The 19585-nt window shown below is 71.7% G+C and carries 20 protein-coding genes and 2 pseudogenes; 12 read left to right on the top strand and 10 right to left on the bottom strand.

Annotated elements, in window-relative coordinates:
• Positions 1-4 precede the first annotated feature (4 nt).
• Positions 5-1474 carry an aminopeptidase P family protein gene (locus tag Q0Z83_RS34815; RefSeq protein ID WP_317787488.1) on the bottom strand — a complete coding sequence of 490 codons (1470 nt, stop codon included), beginning with the start codon at positions 1472-1474 and terminating at the stop codon, positions 5-7.
• Between the two features lie 79 nt (positions 1475-1553).
• Positions 1554-2096 carry a superoxide dismutase family protein gene (locus Q0Z83_RS34810; RefSeq protein WP_317787487.1) on the bottom strand — a complete coding sequence of 181 codons (543 nt, stop codon included), beginning with the start codon at positions 2094-2096 and terminating at the stop codon, positions 1554-1556.
• Positions 2097-2190: 94 nt separating this feature from the next.
• Between Q0Z83_RS34810 and Q0Z83_RS34805 the strand changes: the two genes are divergently transcribed.
• Complete coding sequence (locus Q0Z83_RS34805) at positions 2191-3132, top strand: carbohydrate kinase family protein (protein WP_317787486.1); 942 nt, start codon at positions 2191-2193, stop codon at positions 3130-3132.
• A gap of 94 nt (positions 3133-3226) precedes the next feature.
• On the opposite strand, the gene Q0Z83_RS34800 is transcribed toward Q0Z83_RS34805, so the two are convergent.
• The 4 genes and pseudogenes from Q0Z83_RS34800 to Q0Z83_RS34785 all read right to left on the bottom strand — a co-directional run bounded on the left by Q0Z83_RS34800 (position 3227) and on the right by Q0Z83_RS34785 (position 6318).
• Positions 3227-3619 (bottom strand): thioesterase family protein, encoded by a 393-nt coding sequence (locus Q0Z83_RS34800; RefSeq protein WP_317787485.1) that lies wholly within the window; start codon positions 3617-3619, stop codon positions 3227-3229.
• A 222-nt stretch (positions 3620-3841) separates the two neighbouring features.
• Positions 3842-5125: pseudogene (locus Q0Z83_RS34795) on the bottom strand (PH domain-containing protein); the annotation flags it as partial.
• Between the two features lie 446 nt (positions 5126-5571).
• The gene (locus Q0Z83_RS34790; RefSeq protein WP_317787484.1) at positions 5572-6087 is read right to left on the bottom strand and encodes a PH domain-containing protein; all 516 of its coding nucleotides are present in this window, start codon (positions 6085-6087) and stop codon (positions 5572-5574) included.
• A gap of 9 nt (positions 6088-6096) precedes the next feature.
• The gene (locus tag Q0Z83_RS34785) at positions 6097-6318 is read right to left on the bottom strand and encodes a hypothetical protein (RefSeq protein WP_317787483.1); all 222 of its coding nucleotides are present in this window, start codon (positions 6316-6318) and stop codon (positions 6097-6099) included.
• A gap of 356 nt (positions 6319-6674) precedes the next feature.
• On the opposite strand from Q0Z83_RS34785, the pseudogene Q0Z83_RS34780 reads away from it, so the two are divergent.
• The 7 genes and pseudogenes from Q0Z83_RS34780 to Q0Z83_RS34750 form a co-directional block, all read left to right on the top strand.
• Positions 6675-7775, top strand: a pseudogene (locus tag Q0Z83_RS34780) (AAA family ATPase); the annotation flags it as partial.
• A gap of 365 nt (positions 7776-8140) precedes the next feature.
• Positions 8141-9154, top strand: coding sequence for a DUF58 domain-containing protein (locus Q0Z83_RS34775; protein WP_317787482.1), 1014 nt, complete (start codon positions 8141-8143; stop codon positions 9152-9154).
• Positions 9151-10101: a VWA domain-containing protein gene (locus tag Q0Z83_RS34770; RefSeq protein ID WP_317787481.1), complete on the top strand. Its 951-nt coding sequence runs from the start codon at positions 9151-9153 to the stop codon at positions 10099-10101. Before Q0Z83_RS34775 ends, Q0Z83_RS34770 begins: the two co-directional genes overlap by 4 nt.
• Positions 10102-10576: 475 nt before the next feature.
• Positions 10577-11281 (top strand): 3-oxoacyl-ACP reductase FabG, encoded by a 705-nt coding sequence (fabG, locus tag Q0Z83_RS34765; protein ID WP_317787480.1) that lies wholly within the window; start codon positions 10577-10579, stop codon positions 11279-11281.
• Between the two features lie 34 nt (positions 11282-11315).
• Positions 11316-12083, top strand: a complete 768-nt coding sequence (fabI, locus tag Q0Z83_RS34760; RefSeq protein ID WP_317787479.1) for an enoyl-ACP reductase FabI — start codon at positions 11316-11318, stop codon at positions 12081-12083.
• 20 nt (positions 12084-12103) lie between these two features.
• Positions 12104-13135, top strand: coding sequence for a ferrochelatase (locus Q0Z83_RS34755; protein WP_317787478.1), 1032 nt, complete (start codon positions 12104-12106; stop codon positions 13133-13135).
• On the top strand, positions 13075-13911 hold the full coding sequence (locus tag Q0Z83_RS34750; protein WP_378078824.1) for an HAD-IIA family hydrolase: 837 nt from the start codon (positions 13075-13077) through the stop codon (positions 13909-13911). Before Q0Z83_RS34755 ends, Q0Z83_RS34750 begins: the two co-directional genes overlap by 61 nt.
• Here the strand turns inward: Q0Z83_RS34750 and Q0Z83_RS34745 are convergent.
• Complete coding sequence (locus tag Q0Z83_RS34745; protein WP_317797191.1) at positions 13877-14350, bottom strand: signal peptidase I; 474 nt, start codon at positions 14348-14350, stop codon at positions 13877-13879. The genes Q0Z83_RS34750 and Q0Z83_RS34745 overlap by 35 nt on opposite strands.
• Before the next feature lie 83 nt (positions 14351-14433).
• On the opposite strand from Q0Z83_RS34745, the gene Q0Z83_RS34740 reads away from it, so the two are divergent.
• The gene (locus Q0Z83_RS34740) at positions 14434-14556 is read left to right on the top strand and encodes a hypothetical protein (RefSeq protein WP_317787476.1); all 123 of its coding nucleotides are present in this window, start codon (positions 14434-14436) and stop codon (positions 14554-14556) included.
• Positions 14553-14954 (top strand): NUDIX hydrolase, encoded by a 402-nt coding sequence (locus tag Q0Z83_RS34735; RefSeq protein ID WP_317787475.1) that lies wholly within the window; start codon positions 14553-14555, stop codon positions 14952-14954. Before Q0Z83_RS34740 ends, Q0Z83_RS34735 begins: the two co-directional genes overlap by 4 nt.
• Positions 14955-14966: 12 nt before the next feature.
• On the opposite strand, the gene Q0Z83_RS34730 is transcribed toward Q0Z83_RS34735, so the two are convergent.
• The gene (locus Q0Z83_RS34730) at positions 14967-15473 is read right to left on the bottom strand and encodes an NUDIX domain-containing protein (protein WP_317787474.1); all 507 of its coding nucleotides are present in this window, start codon (positions 15471-15473) and stop codon (positions 14967-14969) included.
• Entirely contained in the window at positions 15470-16252 is a 783-nt protein-coding gene (locus Q0Z83_RS34725; RefSeq protein WP_317787473.1) for a hypothetical protein, read from the bottom strand. The genes Q0Z83_RS34730 and Q0Z83_RS34725 overlap by 4 nt, the downstream gene beginning before the upstream one ends.
• A gap of 89 nt (positions 16253-16341) precedes the next feature.
• Between Q0Z83_RS34725 and Q0Z83_RS34720 the strand changes: the two genes are divergently transcribed.
• Positions 16342-17157 (top strand): DUF3097 domain-containing protein, encoded by an 816-nt coding sequence (locus Q0Z83_RS34720; protein ID WP_317787472.1) that lies wholly within the window; start codon positions 16342-16344, stop codon positions 17155-17157.
• Here Q0Z83_RS34720 and pdxR read toward each other — a convergent pair.
• Positions 17099-18484 (bottom strand): MocR-like pyridoxine biosynthesis transcription factor PdxR, encoded by a 1386-nt coding sequence (pdxR, locus tag Q0Z83_RS34715; RefSeq protein ID WP_317797190.1) that lies wholly within the window; start codon positions 18482-18484, stop codon positions 17099-17101. The genes Q0Z83_RS34720 and pdxR overlap by 59 nt on opposite strands.
• A gap of 131 nt (positions 18485-18615) precedes the next feature.
• On the opposite strand from pdxR, the gene Q0Z83_RS34710 reads away from it, so the two are divergent.
• A complete protein-coding gene (locus tag Q0Z83_RS34710) occupies positions 18616-19527 on the top strand; it encodes a DMT family transporter (RefSeq protein ID WP_317787471.1) in 912 nt (303 codons plus the stop codon).
• Positions 19528-19585: the final 58 nt, after the last annotated feature.

Genomic DNA, 19585 nt, shown 5'->3' with positions numbered 1-19585 from the left:
ATGGTCAGCCGGGCAGGCGAGGACCGGCCTCCCGCTGCGACGCGAGCCACTGCTCGACCTCGCTCGAGGCGCGCGGCAGACCGGCCGACAGGTTGCGGCAGCCGTCCGCGGTCACCAGCACGTCGTCCTCGATCCGGACGCCGAGACCGCGTAGCTCCTCCGGGACCAGCTCGTCCTCCGGCTGGAAGTAGAGACCCGGCTCGACGGTGAGCACGTAGCCCTCCTGGAGCCGGCCCTCCCGGTACGTCTCGTTGCGCGCCGCCGAACAGTCGTGCACGTCGATGCCGAGCATGTGCCCGAAGCCGTGCAGTGTCCACCGCCGGTAGACCGTGCTGTCGTCGGCCATCGCCTCGTCCACGCTCACCGGCAGCAGGCCCAGGTCGTGCAGGCCCTCGGCGAGCACCCGCATGCAGACCTTGTGCACGTCCCGGAAGACCACACCCGGCTTGATCGCGTCCATGCCGGCCTGCTGTGACGCGTACACGATGTCGTAGACCTGCCGCTGCAGCGGCGTGAACGTGCCGTTGACCGGAACCGTCCGGGTCACGTCGGCGGTGTAGAGGTTGTCGCCCTCCACCCCCATGTCCATCAGCAGCAGCTCACCGGGCGTGGTCACACCCGTGTTGCGCACCCAGTGCAGGATCGTCGCGTGCGGGCCGGCGCCCACGATCGACGTGTAGCCGACGTCGTTGCCGTCGTGCCGGGCGCGCAGCCCGAACACTCCCTCCAGCAGCCGCTCCTTGACGCTCCGGTCGGCCGGCAGGATCCGGGCCACATCCTCGAAGCCGCGCACCGTGGCGTCGATCGCGGCCTGCAGCTGCGCGATCTCCCACTCGTCCTTGACCAGCTTGAGCTCGGAGATCACGGCGGCCAGCGCGCGGTCGCGCGGCTTGGCCCGGTCCGGCTCGTAGGCCAGCACCGCGCGGTCCACATTCGGGTCGAGGCCGCGCAGCACCCGGGTCCGGCCCGGCGCCGAACCGGCCAGCGCCGCGCCCAGGTCGCCCAGCGGTGCCGCGGTCAGCCCCAGCTCGGTCGACTTCTCCGACAGCGTGTGGGTCCGGCCCACCCACAGCTCACCGTTGCGGTCCCGGAAGAACCGGTCGGTGTCCTTCGAGTTGCGCTGCCGCGTATAAAGCACCGCGTCGTGCCCCGACCCGCTCGGGTGCAGGATCAGCACACTGTCCGGGTCGCGGTCGCCGGTCAGGTAGAAGAAGTCGCTGCCCGGGCGGAAGTGGTAGTCGGTGTCGTTGGCACGCACCTTCTCGTTGCCGCTCGGGATGATCAGGGTCTCGCCGGGGAACGCCTCGGAGAGGGCGTTGCGGCGCTTCGCGTAGTTCGGCACCTCGGGCAGGGGCGCCACGGCCAGCGGATCCTCCCGCCAACCCTGACGCATGAAGCTCAGGAACGCCTCGGGGAAGTCGGGGTCGTGTGACTCCGTCTTCGCTGCGGGCTGGGCGCCGCTGTTCTCGGCCATGTGGGTGCCTCCGTTCTCGGTGCCCCCGACGTTACCGCCGAAGCACCGGGCCCGGCAGGCCCGGGCCCGGCCACCATGATCAGGACAACGCGATCGGCAGAGTCAGGCACGCCAGCCGGGCGCCGGCCGTGCCCGCCTCACCCGGCGCGGTGTGCGTGTGCTCGGCGTGCAGCACCAGTGATCGGGCCTGCCGGTCGTCGAACGTCCAGTCCTGCGCGGTCACCGCCCGGCCGACCCCGTTGCGGTCGGCGATGAGGTCCAGCCACACCTCGTTGCGGGAGTTGGCGTAGGCCGGGTCGGTCGACGGCTTGCCCGGTCCGGCGGCGGGGTCGAGACGGTTCTGATAGTGCGGGCCGGCCGCGGCCGGATCCTTCCCACACGGGTTGGTGTGCAGGTGGGCGCCGTACGGTCGGCCGGGTGTCAGTCCGGTGGCGAGCAGGCTCACCCGTACCCCGGCATGGTTTTGGATGATCGTGACCGTGGCCCGCGCGCCTGCCGGGACCACCGCCGTGTCGTAGGTGACGGCGCGCGCCTCGTCGCGCCAGGTCTTGAAGGTCCCCTCGGTGACGGGCGGGGGCGCCAGCATCAGCGGGGCCATCATCGCCAGCACTAACGTATTCATCTCCCGATTGTCGCAAATTTCCGGAAATCGACCTGTTGATCGGTGGGGCCTGGCCCGCTTGGGACCACCCGCGCCGGGATGAGAGGCTGGCCTCGTGGGCTACGCGATGGTGATGGGCGAGGCGCTGATCGACCTGCTCGAAGCGGACGTCGACGGCGAACAGGTCTACCGGCAGGCGATCGGCGGCGCACCCCTCAACGTCGCCGTCGGCGTGGCGCGCCTCGGCGGCGACGCCCGATATGCCGGAAGTCTCAGCATCGACATCCTCGGTGACCGGATGGCCGCCTTCCTGCGCGCCGCCGGCGTCGACGGCCAGGGGGTCCGCCGCGTCGCCGCACCCACCACCCTCGCCGTCACCACGTTCGACGGGGCTGAGCCCACGTTCACGTTCTACGGCGAGCCGCCGTCCTACGCGCTGCTCGCCCCGGCCGACCTGGACCTGCCCGCGGTGGCGGGGGCGGCGGTTCTCTACACGGGCTCGATCAGCCTGCTCCGCGAGCCGTTCCTGAGCGCCGCCCGAGCCGCCTGGTCCGCGGCCGTCCCCGGGCCGCTGCGGGTCTTCGATCCGAACGTGCGGCCCACCCTGCTGCCGGACGCCGCTGCCGTGGCCGCCCTCCGCGACCTCACCGAAGAGTTCTTCGCCACCGCTGACCTGGTCAAACTCAGCTCAGCCGACGCGATCGTCCTCTACGACGAACACGATCCGGCCGCCGCCGCGGCCCGCATCCTCGCCCTCGGCGCGGGCGCGGTCGTCGTCACCTGCGGCTCCCGAGGCGCCCACGTAGCGGCCGCCGACGGCGCCACCGACATCCCGGCGCCACTGGTCAGCGCGATCGACGCCACCGGCGCCGGCGATTCGGTGATGGCCGCCCTGATCAGCCGCCTGCTCACCGACGGCCGCCCGACCGACCTCGCCGCCTGGTCCGGCCACGTCCGTTTCGCACTCTCGGTGGCCGGTCTCGTCTGCGAACGACAGGGCGGCGCCACCGCGATGCCGACCCCGTCCGACCTGCGGGCCCGCTGGGGAGATCTCTGATTCGGTACGGCCACGAGGAGCACCCACCCACACCGCGACGCGGCCCCGGTTCCGGACCGCAAGGCGTCTCACGGGCGTGGCCTCCGGTCACCGTTCAATCGCCGAGAGCCCGCGCGATGAACCGCTGCCGATCCAGCAGCACCCGCTCGACCCGGACCTCCGCGACCTGCGTGTCCCCGTCGTGGACGGTCACCTCGAACAGCAGTTTCGGCCCGTCCACCTTGGTCAGCGTGGCCTGGGCGGCGACCCGGCGGCCGACCGGCGTGGGCACCCGGTGCTCGACCTCGGCGCGGCTGCTGACCGTGGTGACACCACCGGGGATCTGCCGGGCGGTGGCGGCGACGGTGGCCGCCTCGGCGAGGGCGAGCAGCCGGGGCGTGCCGAGAACCGGCACGTCACCGGAGCCCATCGACTGGGCGGTGTCGGCGTCGGTGACCGTCAACTCGACCCGGGCGCTGAGACCGGGCGCGAACTCCGGAAGCTCCATCACCAAAGCTTAAGACTGTTCGGGCCGCTGCCAGTACGTCTCGTCGTCCGGTTCGCTGACCGGTCGATCGGCCGCGCCCGGAGGTACCGCCCCGAAACCGGGCGCCGGCGGCGTGAACCCCGCGAAGCCGGGCGTCGGTGGCGCGAAGCCGGGCTCGGCGACCGGCGGGACCAGCCCCGGCGCGAGACCGGGCGGCACGGATGCGGTGTCCGGATGCGGGACGGCGGCGCGCGCCCGCCGGGATCGGGCGGCCAGCTGGTCGGCGATCGCGTAGGCCTCGGCCAGATCCCGGTCGCGGGCTTCACCGGCCCGCCCACCGGCGGTGTCGGCGTAGACGGTGGCGAGCCCGAGCCGCCGCTGCAGCGGACCCTGGACGACCCGCACGCTCTGCAGCCGCGCATAGGGAACGAGCGTCATCTCCCGGGTGAGCCGCCCGGCCCGGCTGACGAACACCTGGTCGGCGAGCCCGGCCCCGTAGAACCGCAGCCCGAACGGGTGCAGCCACTTCGCGCGGGCGGGCGGCGGCGAGGTGGCGAGCCCGGCCAGGTCGACGCCGGGCAGGGCGGCCGCGACGAGCGCCCGTGCGGCGGCCAGGTCACCGACCGGCATGAGACGGTCGGAACCGCGGTCCTCGCCGGGTTCAGGACCGGAGACACCGGCGATGTCGAGCGTCAGGTTCAGCCACTGTTTGGCCCGCCACAGCAGCGGCCAGGTGACCCGGACGGTCTGCACGCGGTGCGGCGGCACGATCTGGCTGCGGGTCTCGGTGAGCCCGTAGTGCAGGACCAGCCGTTCCCCGCGGAACAGCCGGAAGTCCCAGTCGCGGAGCACCCGCCGGATGGGCTGCAGCAGCACACCGGCCATCGCGGTGACGGTGCTGGCGATGCCGATGAACGTCCAGGTCCCCTCCATCACGAACTGCGTGATCACCCAGGCGACACCGAACGGCAGGAAGAACGCCTGCGGCGTGAGCAGCTGACTGACCAGCAGGTCCCGGTTGCGGACCTGGTAGAGCGGCACTTCGGCGGCCGGATCACCGGGCGCGGGCACGGCGACGGCGGGCGCCCGCCCGGACAGCGCCAGCAGCCGTTCCCGCAGCACGCCGGCGTCACGCACGGTGAGATAGGCCAGCGGCGCCTCGGTCTTGCCGCCGCCGACCACTTCGAGGCGCAGTTCGGCGAGTCCGGTGAGCTGCGCGAGCAGCGGGCGCCGCACCTCGACGGCCTGGAGCCGGTCGAGCGGGATGGCCCGGTTGCGCCGCCAGATCAGCCCTTCGGCGATCCGCAGCTCCCGCCCGACCACGTGATATCCGGTGTTCCACCAGCCGATCGCCGAGAAGATCACCACGGCGACGGCCAGCCCGAGCACGATCAGCGCGAAATCGGTCGCCCCCACCTGCCCGAGCGTGTTCCAGGACAGCGCCGCGATGATCACCGCGATGCTCTTGGCGCCTTTCAGCAGCGGGCTGAGGGGATGCAACCGCTGCCGAGCCGCACCCTCCGGCAGGCCCGTCCCGGCAGGCGTTTCCCCAGCAAAACCCCCATATGGTACGGACGGCGAGCCCTCGCCGTCCGAGAGAGGCGGACTCCCGCTCCCGGGCAGGCCCGAAGACGAGAAGCCCCCGTATCCAGCCCCACCCGCCGGCACCTGCCCACCGTTGCCGACCGCACCCGCAAGAGGGCGGAAATCGTCGCCCTGGGCCCCTGGGAAAGAGCCGCCGCCCCCGGCCGGGTCGTCCGGTCGAGAGTGGGCGCCGTCGGCTGGGGCGGCCGGAGATGGGTCGGTGTCCGGTCGAGGGTGGGCGCCGTTACCGGCGGTGCCCGGATCGGAGTGGGCGGGGACACCGGCCGGAGAGGACGTGCCGGGCAGGGCGGGGGTGTCGCTTGCGGGGGCGCCCCGGACCGGGTCGCCGCCGGGGGTGGCCTGCGCGGGATGGGGGAGTCCGGCGCTGGTCACAGGCCCTCGGCCCGGTCTTCGCCGAGGGCGGTCAGCCGGTCGCGCAGGCGGGACGCCTCGTCCGGTGGCAGGCCCGGCACGCGGGCGTTGCTGGCCGCCGCGGCGGTGTGCAACTGGACGGTGGCCAGCCCGAACGCGCGCTCCAGCGGACCGGCGGTGACGTCCACGTACTGCATCCGCGCATACGGCACGATGGACAGGTGCCGGACCAGCAACCCGTGCCGGACGAGCAGGTCCTTGTCGCGCTCGGCGTAACCCCAGGCGCGGACGGCCCGGGCGGCGATGACGGCCCGCCACGCGCCCAGGGCGAGCACCGCGCCCATCCCGAACAGCCAGGGCGTGCCCTCGACGATCAGGTATCCGGCGAGCAGCCCACCGAGCAGCACCGCGGACCAGATCGCGATCCCGATGAGATGGACGATGATCAGCCGGCTGGAGACCGGGCGCCAGGCGACGGTGCCGGGCCAGGGCTCGAGGGCATCGACGGCGGTAGGCGTGGACGGCTCGCTCACAACTAGAGCCTAGGAGACGACCGCACCGTCCGACGAGGCGAAGGGAGTGACCTCACGCAGGAATCCCCGCGCGTCGAGGAACGAACTCAGGGTGGCCCGGTGCTCGCCGCAGGCCAGCCACGTCTTTCGCCGTTCCGGCGTGTGGATCTTCGGATTGTTCCAGAGGAGCTGCCACTCGGCGGCCGCACGACAGCCCTTGGAAGAGCACTGGGGTGGAAAGTCCTCGACCATGCCGCAGACATTACGGCCGGGAGAAGAAGTTTGAGCGCCGGGCGGCCACGGGGGAAGCCGCCCGGCGACGTAGCAAATGCTACACGCTTCCCAAGGTCGCGTGAGTACCCGGTGACGGTGCCCGATCCGGCGGATCGCGCAGAAAGATCCACACATTCGGCCCATGGCATTCTGGGCTGCGAAGACATGCGAATCCGGCGATGATGACGCCCGGATGACGACACGGCTCCCTATGCTGCCGTGCAGTACGGACGTGGGGTTCTTAGGAACCTCTCAGCCGTGTGCTGTTGTCTGTCGTGTAAGTCTTGACCGTCGGCGTCGAAGAGCCGGCGTTTCTCGACAGTTGTGGAGGACCGGTGGCGCAGCCGAGCACGCCCGATACCGAGACCAGCGCCGACGCCGGCGTGCCGGTGCCGCCCGCGCAGGACGCGTCGCAGCTCGAGCGGGCCATGTTCGAGGTCAAGCGGGTCATCGTCGGCCAGGATCGGATGGTCGAGCGGATGTTCGTGGCGCTGCTGGCCCGCGGTCACTGCCTGCTGGAGGGTGTGCCCGGGGTGGCCAAGACCCTCGCGGTGGAGACCCTGGCCAAGGTGGTCGGCGGCACGTTCTCCCGGGTGCAGTTCACGCCCGACCTGGTGCCCGCGGACATCGTCGGTACCCGGATCTACCGGCAGTCGAGCGAGCAGTTCGACGTCGAGCTGGGTCCGGTGTTCGTCAACTTCCTGCTGGCCGACGAGATCAACCGGGCCCCGGCCAAGGTGCAGTCGGCTCTGCTCGAGGTGATGGCCGAGCACCAGGTGTCGATCGGCGGCAAGAGCTACGACGTGCCCGACCCGTTCCTGGTGATGGCCACGCAGAACCCGATCGAGCAGGAGGGTGTCTACCCGCTGCCCGAGGCGCAACGTGACCGGTTCCTGATGAAGATCCTGGTCGGCTATCCGACCGACGCCGAGGAGCGGGAGATCGTCTACCGGATGGGGGTGAGCGCCCCCGAGCCGAAGCAGATCTTCACGCCGGCCGACCTGCTGGCCCTGCAGCGCCGTGCCGACCAGGTGTTCGTCCACAACGCCCTGGTCGACTACACGGTCCGTCTGGTGCTCGCGACCCGCGCTCCGGCCCAGCACGGCATGCCCGACGTGGCGCAGCTCATTCAGTACGGCGCGAGCCCCCGTGCCTCGCTCGGCATCGTCCGGGCCACCCGCGCCCTGGCTCTGCTGCGCGGCCGTGACTACGCACTCCCGCAGGACGTGCAGGACATCGCGCCGGACATCCTGCGGCACCGTCTGGTGCTCAGCTACGACGCGCTGGCCGACGACATCCCGGCCGACCACATCGTGGCCCGGATCATGCAGATGGTGCCGCCGCCGCAGGTGTCGTCACGCCAGGGCTCGCCGAACGGCCAGCCCGCCCCGCCCGCCGGCTTCGGCCAGCCGGGCCAGCCCGGTCACCCCGGCCAGCCGATGTTCGGCCAACCCGGCCAGCCGGTCCCGGCGCTGCCCGGCCCACTGACCCCGGTCGCCTCCGGCCAGCCCCCCACCGCCCAGTTCGTGGCCGGCCCGGCGGGAGTGACCGGCCCGGCGGGAGTGACCGGCCCGCCCGGAGCGAACGGCCCGGCGGGAATCGGCGGCCCGGCCGGAATGACCAGCGCGGCGGGAATCGGCGGCCCGGCGGGAGCGAACGGCCCGGCGGGAGCCGACGGCGGCGCGGGAGCGGGCGGCAACCCCGGCCCCGCGGGCGCGCAGCCGACCAGTGGCATCCCCGCGGCCACCTTCGACAGCCGACCCCCGCAGTCGGGCGGTAACGGCGCCTGGCCGAGCCGGTCATGACCCGGCCGGGCGCCGCGATGCCCGTCGCCCCGGAGGAGGCGGCCCGCGCCGAGGCCGTCCTCGGTCGGCTGCAACTGCTCGTCACCCGCAAACTCGACGGTCTGCTCCAGGGCGACTACGCGGGCCTGCTGCCCGGTCCGGGTACCGAGGCCGGCGAGTCCCGGGAGTACCGGCCGGGCGACGACGTGCGCCGGATGGACTGGCCGGTGACGGCCCGCACCACGATGCCGCACGTGCGCCGGACCGTGGCCGATCGCGAGCTGGAGACGTGGCTGGCCGTGGACCTGTCGGCGAGCCTCGACTTCGGCACCGCCAAATGGCTGAAACGGGATCTGGTGATCGCGGCCGCCACGGCGATGGCCCATCTGACCGTCCGGGGCGGCAACCGGATCGGCGCCGTGGTGGGCACCGGGTCCGGCGTACCGGAGAAGGGGTCTGGCGGAAGCTGGTGGCGCCGTAAGCCGGCCGCGAACCCGGAGCCGACGCCCTGGTCCCCGATTCTGCGCCTGCCGGCGCGGCCCGGCCGTAAGGAGGCGCAGGGCCTGCTGCGGGCGATCGCCGGCACGAAGATCAAGCCCGGCCGGGCCGATCTGGGTGCGCTGATCGACATGCTGAACCGGCCTCCGCGGCGGCGCGGCGTGGCCGTGGTGATCTCCGACTTCCTGGCGCCGGTGGACAACTGGGCCCGGCCGATCAAGAAACTCGGGGTCCGCCACGACGTGCTGGCCATCGAGGTGGTCGACCCGCGTGAGCTGGAGCTTCCGGACGTCGGGGTGCTGACCCTGGCCGACCCGGAGTCCGGGGCGCTGCACGAGGTGCAGACGTCCGATGCGAAACTGCGCCATCGGTACGCCGAGGCGGCCGGCGTGCAGCGTGCCGCGATCGCCCGCGCGCTGCGTGCGGCCGGCGCGAGCCACCTGCGGCTGCGCACCGACACCGACTGGCTGCTCGACATGGTCCGCTTCGTGGCCGCTTCGCGCCACGCCCGTACCCGAGGGACCACACGATGATCCGTTTCCTGGAGCCGTGGTGGCTGCTGACCCTGCTGCCGGTCCTGGCGATGGCCGGGGCCTATGTCTGGCGGCAGTTCCGTAAGCGGCAGTACGCGATGCGGTTCACCAACGTCGACCTGCTGCGCACCCTCGCACCGAAGGGCCTGGGCTGGCGCCGGCACGTGTCGGCGGCCGCGTTCCTGCTGATGCTGGGTGCGCTGGCGGCGGCGACGGCCCGCCCGTCGGTGGACACCGAGGAGCCCCTCGAACGGGCCACCGTGATGCTCGCCATCGACGTTTCGCTGTCGATGCAGGCCGAGGATGTCGAGCCGAGCCGGATCGAGGCGGCACAGGAGGCGGCGAAGGCGTTCGTCAGCGAGCTGCCACCGACGTACAACCTGGGTCTGGTGTCTTTTGCGAAGGCGGCGAACGTGCTGGTGGCGCCGACCAAGGACCGGTCCGCGGTGATCTCCGCGATCGACGGGTTGACGTTGGCCGAGGCGACCGCGACGGGTGAGGCGGTGTTCACTTCGCTGGATGCGATCCGGATGGTGCCGTCGGACGGCGCGGACGGCGCTCCGCCGGCCCGGATCGTGCTGCTCTCCGACGGGTACCGCACGTCGGGCCGGTCGATCGAGGACGCGGCGACCGCCGCCGTGCAGGCCAACGTGCCGGTGTCGACGATCGCGTTCGGCACCGACACCGGTGTGGTGGACATCCGCGGCTCGGTGCAGCGGGTGCCGGTGGACCGGCTGTCGCTGCAGGATCTGGCCGAGCAGACGAAGGGCTACTTCTACGAGGCGGCGTCGGTCAGTGAGCTGAAGCAGGTCTACGAGGACATGGGCAGCTCGATCGGGCACCGCACCGAGCCACGTGAGGTGACGCAGTGGTATGCGGCGATCGGCCTGCTGCTGGGGCTGGCCGGTGCCGCGACGAGCCTGTTGTGGACCTCGAGGCTGCCCTGATCACGGGGTGTTGTGGGCGAGCACGAACAGCACGACGACCCACGCCGAGAGCAGGGTGAAACCGAGGGGCGCGACGAAGTTACGCATGGTTGAACCGTCTTCCGCTGGCGACTGAGCAAAGGGCGCTGTGGTCGGTCGCGGCCGGAAACCATCGCACGCGGAAAAAGCCGGCGGAAAGCCGGTGGGCGTGCGGATGGGGAGTCGTCTGGTCAGCGGTCAGAAACGCTGACGAGCGTCCCGGCCACGACTAGGAGGATCGCTATCTCGCACAGCGATCACCTCCATCAGCTCGTCGGGCCTGGGAACCGGTTGGGAGCGTACTCCTTAATCGCAACTTAAGAAAATCGGCTCCGCACTGAACGGGGTGTAAGTCGGCGGGACCGTCCCTCCGCGGTGGTACGGCGGGCCGATAGTCTCGCTCTTCAGGGGCCTCTAGTGACCCTGAGTGAGTAACGCCTGTCGAATGGAGTGTGTTGTGGCTCGCACCGTTCTGGTGACCGGAGGAAACCGCGGCATCGGCCTGGCCATCGCCCAGGCGTTCGCGAAGCAGGGCGACCGGGTGGCGGTCACCCACCGTGGTTCCGGCGCGCCGGAGGGTCTGTTCGGTGTGCAGTGCGACATCACCGACTCGGACGCCGTCGACGCCGCGTTCACGACCGTGGAGAACGAGCTCGGCCCGGTCGAGGTGGTCGTCGCGAACGCCGGCATCACCGACGACACGCTGCTGCTCCGGATGAGTGAGGAGCAGTTCGAGCGGGTCGTCGACACCAACCTGACGGGCGCGTTCCGGGTGGCGAAGCGGGCCAGTTCCAAGATGCTGCGCGCCAAGTGGGGCCGGATCATCTTCATCTCGTCGGTGGTCGGCCTGTACGGCGGTCCCGGCCAGGTGAACTACGCGGCGAGCAAGGCGGGCCTGGTCGGCATGGCCCGTAGCATCACGCGTGAACTGGGCACCCGCAACATCACGGCGAACGTGGTGGCTCCCGGCTTCATCGAGACGGAGATGACCGCCGTCCTGTCGGACGCTCGCAAGGCCGAGATCATCAAGGCCGTCCCGGCCGGTCGTCTCGCCTCCACCGACGAGGTCGCCGCTGCGGTGACCTTCCTGGCAAGCGACAGCGCGGCCTACATCTCGGGCGCCGTGCTGCCGGTCGACGGTGGTCTCGGAATGGGCCACTGAAGTCCCGGGATATTTTTTCAGGAGAGAAATCAAAGTGTCTGGACTGCTGGCCGGAAAACGGCTGCTCATCACGGGGGTCATCACCGACGCCTCGATCGCCTTCTCGGCGGCGAAGATCGCCCAGGAGCAGGGGGCGACGGTCGTGCTGACCGGTTACGGCCGCCTGTCCCTGGTGGAGCGGATCGCCAAGCGGCTTCCGGAGCCGGCGCCGGTCATCGAACTGGACGCGACGAACTCCGAACACCTCGACGGGCTGGCCGACAAGGTCCGCGAGCACGTCGACGGGCTGGACGGTGTGGTCCACTCGATCGGCTTCGCGCCGCCGTCCTGCCTCGGCGGCGGTTTCCTGGACGCGCCGTGGGAGGACGTGGCCACCGCTGTCCACGTCTCCACGTACTCGTACAAGTCGCTGGCCAAGGCGGCTCTGCCGCTGATGTCGTCGGGCGGCAGCATCGTCGGCCTGACCTTCGACGCGACCAGCGCGTGGCCGGTCTACGACTGGATGGGCGTGGCCAAGGCCGGCCTCGAGTCCGCCTCCCGTTACCTGGCGCTGCACCTGGGCAAGCAGGGCATCCGCAGCAACCTGGTGGCGGCCGGCCCGCTGCGCACCATCGCCGCCAAGTCGATTCCCGGCTTCGAGCAGTTCGAGGACGCGTGGGCGGAGCGGGCGCCGCTCGGCTGGGATCTGCACGACACCAGTGCCGCCGGCAAGGCGATCTGCGCCCTGTTGTCCGACTGGTTCCCGGCCACCACGGGTGAGGTTGTGCACGTTGACGGGGGTTACCACGCGATCGGGGCATAGTCCGGTGGCAGGATGGTCGGGTGGTTTACGACGCGTTCGTCCTGCTCTCCTTCGGCGGCCCCGAGAAACCCGATGACGTGATGCCCTTCCTGCGGAATGTGGTTCGCGGGCGGGGCGTTCCGGATGAGCGCCTCGCCGAGGTGTATGAGCACTACATGCATTTCGGCGGGGTGTCCCCGATCAATCAGCAGTGCCGGGACCTGCTCGCCGCGATCGAGACCGAGTTCTCGACGCACGGCGTGAAGCTGCCCGCCTATTGGGGCAACCGCAACTGGCATCCGATGCTGGCCGACACCGTGGCGCAGATGCGCGACGACGGGGTGGAGCACGCACTCGGGTTCGCGACGAGTGCGTACGGCGGGTATTCCTCCTGCAAGCAGTACTGGGAGGACATCGCCGCGGCCCGGGCGCACGTCGGTCCGGGCGCACCGAGGATCGCCAAGCTGCGGCAGTTCCACGACCATCCCGGTTTCGTCAATCCGCACGTGGTGGGCGTGAAGCAGGCTCTGGCGAAGCTGGACCCGGCCCGCCGCGCCTCCACCCGGCTGGTCTTCACCGCCCATTCGATTCCGGTCAGCATGGCGGAGACGGCCGGCCCCACCGGCGGTCGCTACAACGCCCAGTTGGCGGAGACGGCCCGGCTGGTGCACGCCGCGGCCGCCGCCGACCTCGGTTATGACCTGGTCTGGCAGAGCCGTTCCGGCCCGCCGCAGATCCCGTGGCTGGAGCCGGACATCAACGACCACCTGGAAGGCCTCGCCGGGCAGGGGGTGACCGACGTGGTGGTCAGCCCGATCGGCTTCGTCTCCGACCACCTCGAGGTCATCTGGGACCTGGACAACGAGGCGAAGGACACCGCGGCCCGGCTGGGTCTCGGCTACGCGCGGGCCGCCACGCCCGGAGTCCACCCGGATTTCGTGTCGATGGTCCGCGAGTTGGTCCAGGAGCGGACCGATGATCAATCCCGGTCAGCGCTCGGTACGCTGCCGACCTGGGACACGTGCCAACCCGATTGTTGTCCCACCCCTGTGCGACGAGGAGCCCCCCGATGAAGGAGCGCAAGGCGATCGAGAGCTGGCTCACCGACATGGACGGTGTTCTCGTCCACGAGGGTGAGCCGGTGCCGGGCGCACCCGAGTTCGTCAACCGGATGAAGGAGAGCGGCAAGCCGTTCCTCATCCTCACCAACAACTCCATCTACACCCCCCGCGACCTGCAGGCCCGCCTCTACCGGATGGGTTTCGACGTCGACGAGAACTCGATCTGGACGGCCGCGCTGGCCACCGCGCAGTTCCTCGCCGACCAGCGGCCCGGCGGCACCGCCTATGTGATCGGTGAGGCCGGCCTGACCACGGCCATGCACGCGGCCGGCTACATCCTCACCGAGTTCGAACCGGACTATGTGGTCCTCGGCGAGACCCGCACCTACAGCTTCGAGGCGATCACCAAGGCGATCCGGCTGATCAGTGCCGGCTCCCGGTTCATCTGCACCAACCCGGACGCCACCGGACCGTCCAACGAGGGCCTGCTTCCCGCGGCCGGCTCGGTCGCGGCGATGATCTCCCAGGCGACGGGCGTGAAGCCGTACTTCGTCGGCAAGCCCAATCCGATGATGATGCGCTCCGCGCTCAACGCGATCGGCGCGCACAGCGAGACCACCGCCATGATCGGCGACCGGATGGACACCGACGTCCTCTGCGGTCTCGAAGCGGGGCTGGAGACGATCCTGGTGCTGACCGGCATCAGCAGCCGGCTGGAGAGCGAGACGTACCCGTACCGGCCGTCCCGCATCATCAACTCGGTCGCCGACCTGATCGACGAGATCTAAACCACAACCACCACGGGGGTACGGCCAGAGCCAGCGCCGTCAATACGAGGTACAGGTACCGGCCCTCGATCCACCACAGCACCGGCAGTCCGAGCCGGGGCACCCGCAGACGCCACACCCCGGTGACCGTCCCGGTCGGCACCGGGGCCGCGTCGGCGACCAGGTTCGCGTCCCCTCTGGTGACGAGCCGTCCGTCCGCGGTGGTCCCGACGATGCGGTGCAGCACGTACCGTCCGGGCCGGCGCGGGTCGTGGAACCTGATCACCAGGCCCGCCCGCAGCCGGTCCCGCGCCACCGGTGAGGTGACGACGACGTCGCCGGCTTCGACGACCGGACTCATCGAACCGGAGATCACCACCGAGGACGACCATCCGAACCGGGCCGGAACGGTGCCGCAGACCAGCACCACACCGGCCGCGACCAGGATCATCCGGATCACAACAATCCGGTCGGCCGGACCGGCTCCCACCTGAGCCCGTCCCCGTCCGCGGCCGGTCGGCGCGCTGGGATAGCGTTCCTGCCGTGCCGTGGGAAGAGCCGTACCCGAGGGAAGTCACGGGCGATCACCGGAGCCGGGCGGCGGTGCCGGTGACCCTCGACCACCTGGCCCGTTTCGAGGCCGACGAACCGTTCGTGCTCGCATGACGGCCGTGGTCGTCGCGGCGGCCTGGGTGCACGTCCGGGACCGGCGCGTCCTGACCGTCCGGGCGAACGGCTCGGACGCCTTCTACCTGCCGGGCGGCAAACCGGAGCCGGGCGAGTCCGATGCCGAGGCAGCGGCCCGCGAGGTCCTCGAAGAGGTGGGCCTGACCGTCGACCCGGCCGCGCTGCGCCCGTTTGCGACCTTCGACGCCCCGGCCCACAACCGGCCACCCGGCACCCGGGTCCGGTTGATCTGCTTCACCGGCGAGGCCACCGGCACCCCGGCCCCGGCCGCCGAGATCGCCGAACTGGCCTGGTTCACCTCGGCCGACGCCGCGCGCTGCGCCCCCGCCATCCGCCTGGTCCTGCACCGACTTCAGGCGACCGACCAGATCGACTGACCCCCAGCGGCTCTAACGGCGGTCGGTGAACCAGCGGGTCGCGATCGTCGTGTGGATGCTGAAGCCGAGTTCGGTCGGGCCGTACAGGACCTCGCGGCTCAGTGTCTCGTCGTCATCCGGCGGGGGCGGCAGATGTCCCGTGCTCGGCAACGCCGGCAGCAACCCGAACACCAGGATCGTGCCGTCCGGAGCGCTGATCGTGTCGTATAGCCGTACCCCCGAGGGGTCTGCCTCGACTCCGGTCTCCTCGAACAGCTCACGAACCGTGGCCGCCTGCCACGTCTCCCCGACGTCGATGAAGCCGCCCGGCAGGGCGAGGCGGCCACGGGCCGGCGCGATGCCGCGCCGCACCGCGAGCAGGCCCTGACCGACCGGCTGCACCGCGACGGCGACCGGGCTCGGGTTGAGATAACTGGTCTCACCGCACGCCCCGCACCGGCGTGGCCAGGTCTGACCGGTCGGGAACCGGGCACCGCAGAACGTGCAGTGCGCATACCGGTCCGGCACGGCCGTCGTCACGGGTGCAGCGGGGAGTTGCAGGCCGCGACCAGCGCCTGACGGCACGCGGCGGTGAGCGGGCGCAGCGCCTCGTCGCGCTGCTGGGCCTCGTAGCCGTTGACGGCGCCGCCCGGCGCGTTCGTCCCGGCGAGGGCGAGCACCTGGTCGAGGACGCTGGCGCGGGCGAACAGCCGACGCGAACGCGGGTCGAAGCCCGGTGGCAGGGTCTCCGTGCTCTCCGGGCGGCGTAGTGCCTGCAACGCTCCGGCGAGCTCGGGTTTCCACTGGGCGACGTCCAGTTTGGTGAGCCGGGCGGTGGCCTCGCCGAGAGCCGCGGTCAGCTGTGCCTCGGCCTCGGCGGCGCCCATCTGGAACACCGGCCGGTGCTCGGGCGCCGGCAGCACCCGCCACAGCACGGTCTCGAACTCCACACCGGAACCGGAGGTGTGCCGCCGCACCTCGGGCACCACCCCGAACGCCGGTGTCATCACCGCCTCACCGGCCAGCAGCGCCGCGCCGGTCAGGTCACCGGGGCCGGGCAGACCGCGGGGGTCGCCGGGCGCCGGCAGCACCAGGCGGATCTCGTCGGGCCGCAGCTTCGCGAAGATCGGCAGCCCCTGACCGAGCGGAACATCCGTCCAGGTGCCGGGGGCGTCGGCGACGAGGTGTTCCTCGTCCGCGGCGATCTCGTCGGCCAGCTCGTCGAACGGCACGAGGCCGGCGCGCCAGGCGCGCACCCAGGTGACGAACCTGGTGGACCGGCGTGCGGTACGGGTGGCCGCATCGGCTGCGGGAGACATGCGAGCAAGGGTACGTGGCGGCCATGACAGTTGTCTCGGCTCGGAGCGTCACCGAGGGTGTGTCCGTGATCGCGCATACAGTGCGGGGCATGTATGGGGAGGATGTGATGGCGGGCGATTGGCGCCGCCGGAAGGTGATACCGGAGGTGGCGGCCGAACCGGATCTGGTCGTCGAGGACGCCGACTCCGGGTTCTGCGGCGCCGTCGTCGGGTTCGAGCTCGGCGCCGTGGTGCTGGAGGACCGGTTCGGGAAACGCCGGAACTTCCCGCTCGCACCGGCCGCTTTCCTGCTCGACGGGGAGACGGTGACGCTGGTCCGGCCCGCGCCACGGCAGCAGCAGCGGCAGCGCCGGGTGACCGCTTCCGGATCGATCGCCGTCGACAACGTGAAGGCGCAGGTCGCGAAGGCCAGCCGGATCTGGGTGGAGGGCATCCACGACGCGGCGCTGGTCGAGCGGATCTGGGGTGACGACCTGCGCATCGAGGGGATCGTCGTGGAGCCGCTCGACGGCATCGACGACCTTTCCGCGGCGGTCGCGGAATTCGGTCCGAGTGGCCGTCGCAGACTGGGCGTCCTGGTGGATCATCTTGTCGCCGGGTCCAAGGAGAGCCGGATCGTCGCCGCCGTGACCGACCCGAACGTGCTGGTCACCGGTCATCCCTACGTGGACGTCTGGCAGGCGGTGAAGCCGGAGCGGGTCGGCCTGCGGGCCTGGCCGGTGATCCCGCCGGGCCGCCCGTGGAAGGAGGGTGTCTGCGAGGCGGTCGGTGTCCGGGAGCCGGCCGACATGTGGCGGCGGATCCTGGCCTCGGTCAGCTCCTACCGGGACGTCGAGACCCCGTTGATCAACTCGATGGAGCGCCTGATCGACTTCGTGACGGTGCTGGACGACCGTCCGAGTTGAGGGCGCGGCCGATCCGGGCGGCGGCCTCGGTGAGGCGGTCCGGCGGATGTGCGGCGTAGCCGATCACCAGGCCCGGCGGCCCGGGACCGCGTCGATGCCAGGACAGCGGATGCACCTGTACGCCGGTGGCCGCGACCCGGTCGGCCAGGACGGTGTCGTCGGCCGCGCCCGGGAGCAGCACCAGCACATGCAGCCCGGCCGCGACGCCGGCGACGCGGGCCGCCGGCAGATGCGCGCGCAGACCGGCGATCAGTGCGTCCCGGCGGGACCGCTGCCGGGTACGGACGGCGCGCAGATGCCTGTCGTGGTCACCCGAGGACAGCAACTCGGCCAGCACGAGTTGCGGCAGAGCCGGATTGCCCAGATCGGACGCGTGCTTGGCGGCGAGCAACGCGGTCTGCATGGCGCGGGGCGCGATCAGCCAGCCGGTCCGCATCGCCGGGGCCAGCGACTTCGACACGCTGCCCAGGTAGGCGACCCGCTCCGGCGCGGAACCCTGCAGTGCCGCCACCGGCGCCCGGTCATACCGGTGCTCGGCGTCGTAGTCGTCCTCGACGACCAACCCCGGCCAGGCCAGCAGCTCCCGCCGCCGCTCCGGTGACAGCACCACCCCGGTCGGGAACTGGTGCGCCGGCGTGAGCAGTGCCGCCTCCGCGCCGGTCGCGGCCAGTTCGGCGATCCGCATGCCGTGTTCGTCGACCGGCACCCCGACCGGCCGCATCCCCCAGAACACCATCTGGTCGACGGCGCCCCGCGAGCCCGGGTCCTCGACCGCGAGCAGGTCCCGGTTCTGGGCCCGCAACACCTGCGCGAGCAGGGCGAGCCCTTGCGCGACACCCGCGGTGACGATGATGTCGTCCGCCTCACAACGCACTCCACGGGTACGGGCCAGCCAGCCGACCAGAGCAGCGCGCAGCTGTGGGGTGCCGCCGGGGTCGCCGTACCGCAGGTCGGCGGCGGTCACCCGGTCGAGGACGGCCCGTTCGGCCCGCAGCCAGGCCGCCCGTGGGAACGCCGACAGGTCGGGCACCCCCGGCGACAGGTCGATGTCGACACTTTCCGGCGTGGAGATCGGTAGCCGCAGCTCGTCGAGGGTTCGCCGCCGGTCGCCGGCCGGGCGGGCCGCCCGCCGCACTCCGCGCCCGGTGACCACCGTCCCCGATCCGGTCCGGGCTTCGGCCAGGCCCTCGTCGACGATTCGCTGGTAGGCCTGCACCACCACGCCCCGGGACACGCCGAGCTCGGCGGCGAGCTGCCGGGTGGCGGGCAGCCGAGAACCGGGGGACAGCCGCCCGGCCGCGACCGCCGCCCTTAGTCCCTCGGCCAGCCATGCGGTCAGCCCTTTGGCCGGCGCCTCCTCGGCCCGTAACTGGAGGAAGTCCGATCCGGAAATTGGTCCACCTCATCGACGTCGAATTGGCCCTCGAACCGGACCATACTCCGTCCGAGCATCAACGTATGAAAGCTCTCCCGGTCCTCGCCGGTGCCACCGGCATGATCTTCGTGGGCGGTAGCGTCGCCGTCTCCGGGCACCTGACCGACGCGCCGGTCCACACCGTCCAGGCCCTCCGCTACGCCGTGGCCTGCCTCCTGCTGCTGGCCTGGGCCCGGGCCGGCGGGTCGCCGGTGCTCCGGCCGCGCGGCCGGGAGTGGCTGTGGCTGCTGGGCGTCACGGTCACCGGTCTGGTCATCTTCAACGTGGCGCTGGTGCAGGGTTCGGAGCATGCCGAACCGGCGGTGATCGGCGTGGCCGTGGCCTGCGTCCCGATCCTGCTGGCGGCCGTCGGCCCGGTCCTCGAAGGACGCCGCCCGGCCGCCCGGGTGCTGGCCGCCGCGACCGTGGTGACGATCGGCGCGATGCTGGTCCAGGGGCTCGGCCGGACCGACGCGGCAGGCCTGTTCTGGGCGGCGGTCACGTTCGGTTGCGAGGCCGCGTTCACCCTGCTGGCCGTCCCGGTGCTGGGTCGTCACGGACCGCTCGGAGTGTCGGTGCACGCGACGTGGATGGGTGCCGCGATGTTCACCGTCCTGGCCCTGACCGTCGAGGGACCGGCCGCGGTGACCCGGATCCACCGGGACGACCTGCTGGCCGGTGGCTACCTGGCGGTGCTGGTGACGGCGGTGGCGTTCCTGCTCTGGTACACGTGCGTGACCCGTCTCGGCCCCGGCCGGGCCGGCCTGCTGACCGGCCTGACCCCGATCGCCGCCGCCGCGACCGGGGTGGCCCTGGGCGGCCCGCTCCCGTCCCCGGCCGTCTGGCTCGGCATCACCATCGTGGCCACCGGCCTGGCCCTGGGCCTCACCACCCGGCCCGCCACCCGTTCCCGGCCGGTCGTCGGCGCTGCCCCCGAGCCGGCCGGACGGCCCTGAGAGGAAGGGACGGCATCAGCCCGGCGGTCGCGTCGGAGGCCGTGCCGGGCCGGTCACC

The organism is Actinoplanes sichuanensis, from assembly GCF_033097365.1.
GTDB classification, from domain to species: domain Bacteria; phylum Actinomycetota; class Actinomycetes; order Mycobacteriales; family Micromonosporaceae; genus Actinoplanes; species Actinoplanes sichuanensis.
Note: the sequence above shows the minus strand (reverse complement) of the source record. Positions and strands in the feature narration are given on the sequence as shown.

What these genes read in the sequence shown, in the direction of transcription:
- Q0Z83_RS34815 (WP_317787488.1), bottom strand. Translation starts at nt 1,474, where the DNA reads ATGGCCGAGAACAGCGGCGCCCAGCCCGCAGCGAAGACGGAGTCACAC.
- Q0Z83_RS34810 (WP_317787487.1), bottom strand. Translation starts at nt 2,096, where the DNA reads ATGAATACGTTAGTGCTGGCGATGATGGCCCCGCTGATGCTGGCGCCC.
- Q0Z83_RS34800 (WP_317787485.1), bottom strand. Translation starts at nt 3,619, where the DNA reads ATGGAGCTTCCGGAGTTCGCGCCCGGTCTCAGCGCCCGGGTCGAGTTG.
- Q0Z83_RS34785 (WP_317787483.1), bottom strand. Translation starts at nt 6,318, where the DNA reads ATGGTCGAGGACTTTCCACCCCAGTGCTCTTCCAAGGGCTGTCGTGCG.
- Q0Z83_RS34775 (WP_317787482.1), top strand. Translation starts at nt 8,141, where the DNA reads ATGACCCGGCCGGGCGCCGCGATGCCCGTCGCCCCGGAGGAGGCGGCC.
- Q0Z83_RS34770 (WP_317787481.1), top strand. Translation starts at nt 9,151, where the DNA reads ATGATCCGTTTCCTGGAGCCGTGGTGGCTGCTGACCCTGCTGCCGGTC.
- Q0Z83_RS34735 (WP_317787475.1), top strand. Translation starts at nt 14,553, where the DNA reads ATGACGGCCGTGGTCGTCGCGGCGGCCTGGGTGCACGTCCGGGACCGG.
- Q0Z83_RS34725 (WP_317787473.1), bottom strand. Translation starts at nt 16,252, where the DNA reads ATGTCTCCCGCAGCCGATGCGGCCACCCGTACCGCACGCCGGTCCACC.
- Q0Z83_RS34720 (WP_317787472.1), top strand. Translation starts at nt 16,342, where the DNA reads ATGTATGGGGAGGATGTGATGGCGGGCGATTGGCGCCGCCGGAAGGTG.
- Q0Z83_RS34710 (WP_317787471.1), top strand. Translation starts at nt 18,616, where the DNA reads ATGAAAGCTCTCCCGGTCCTCGCCGGTGCCACCGGCATGATCTTCGTG.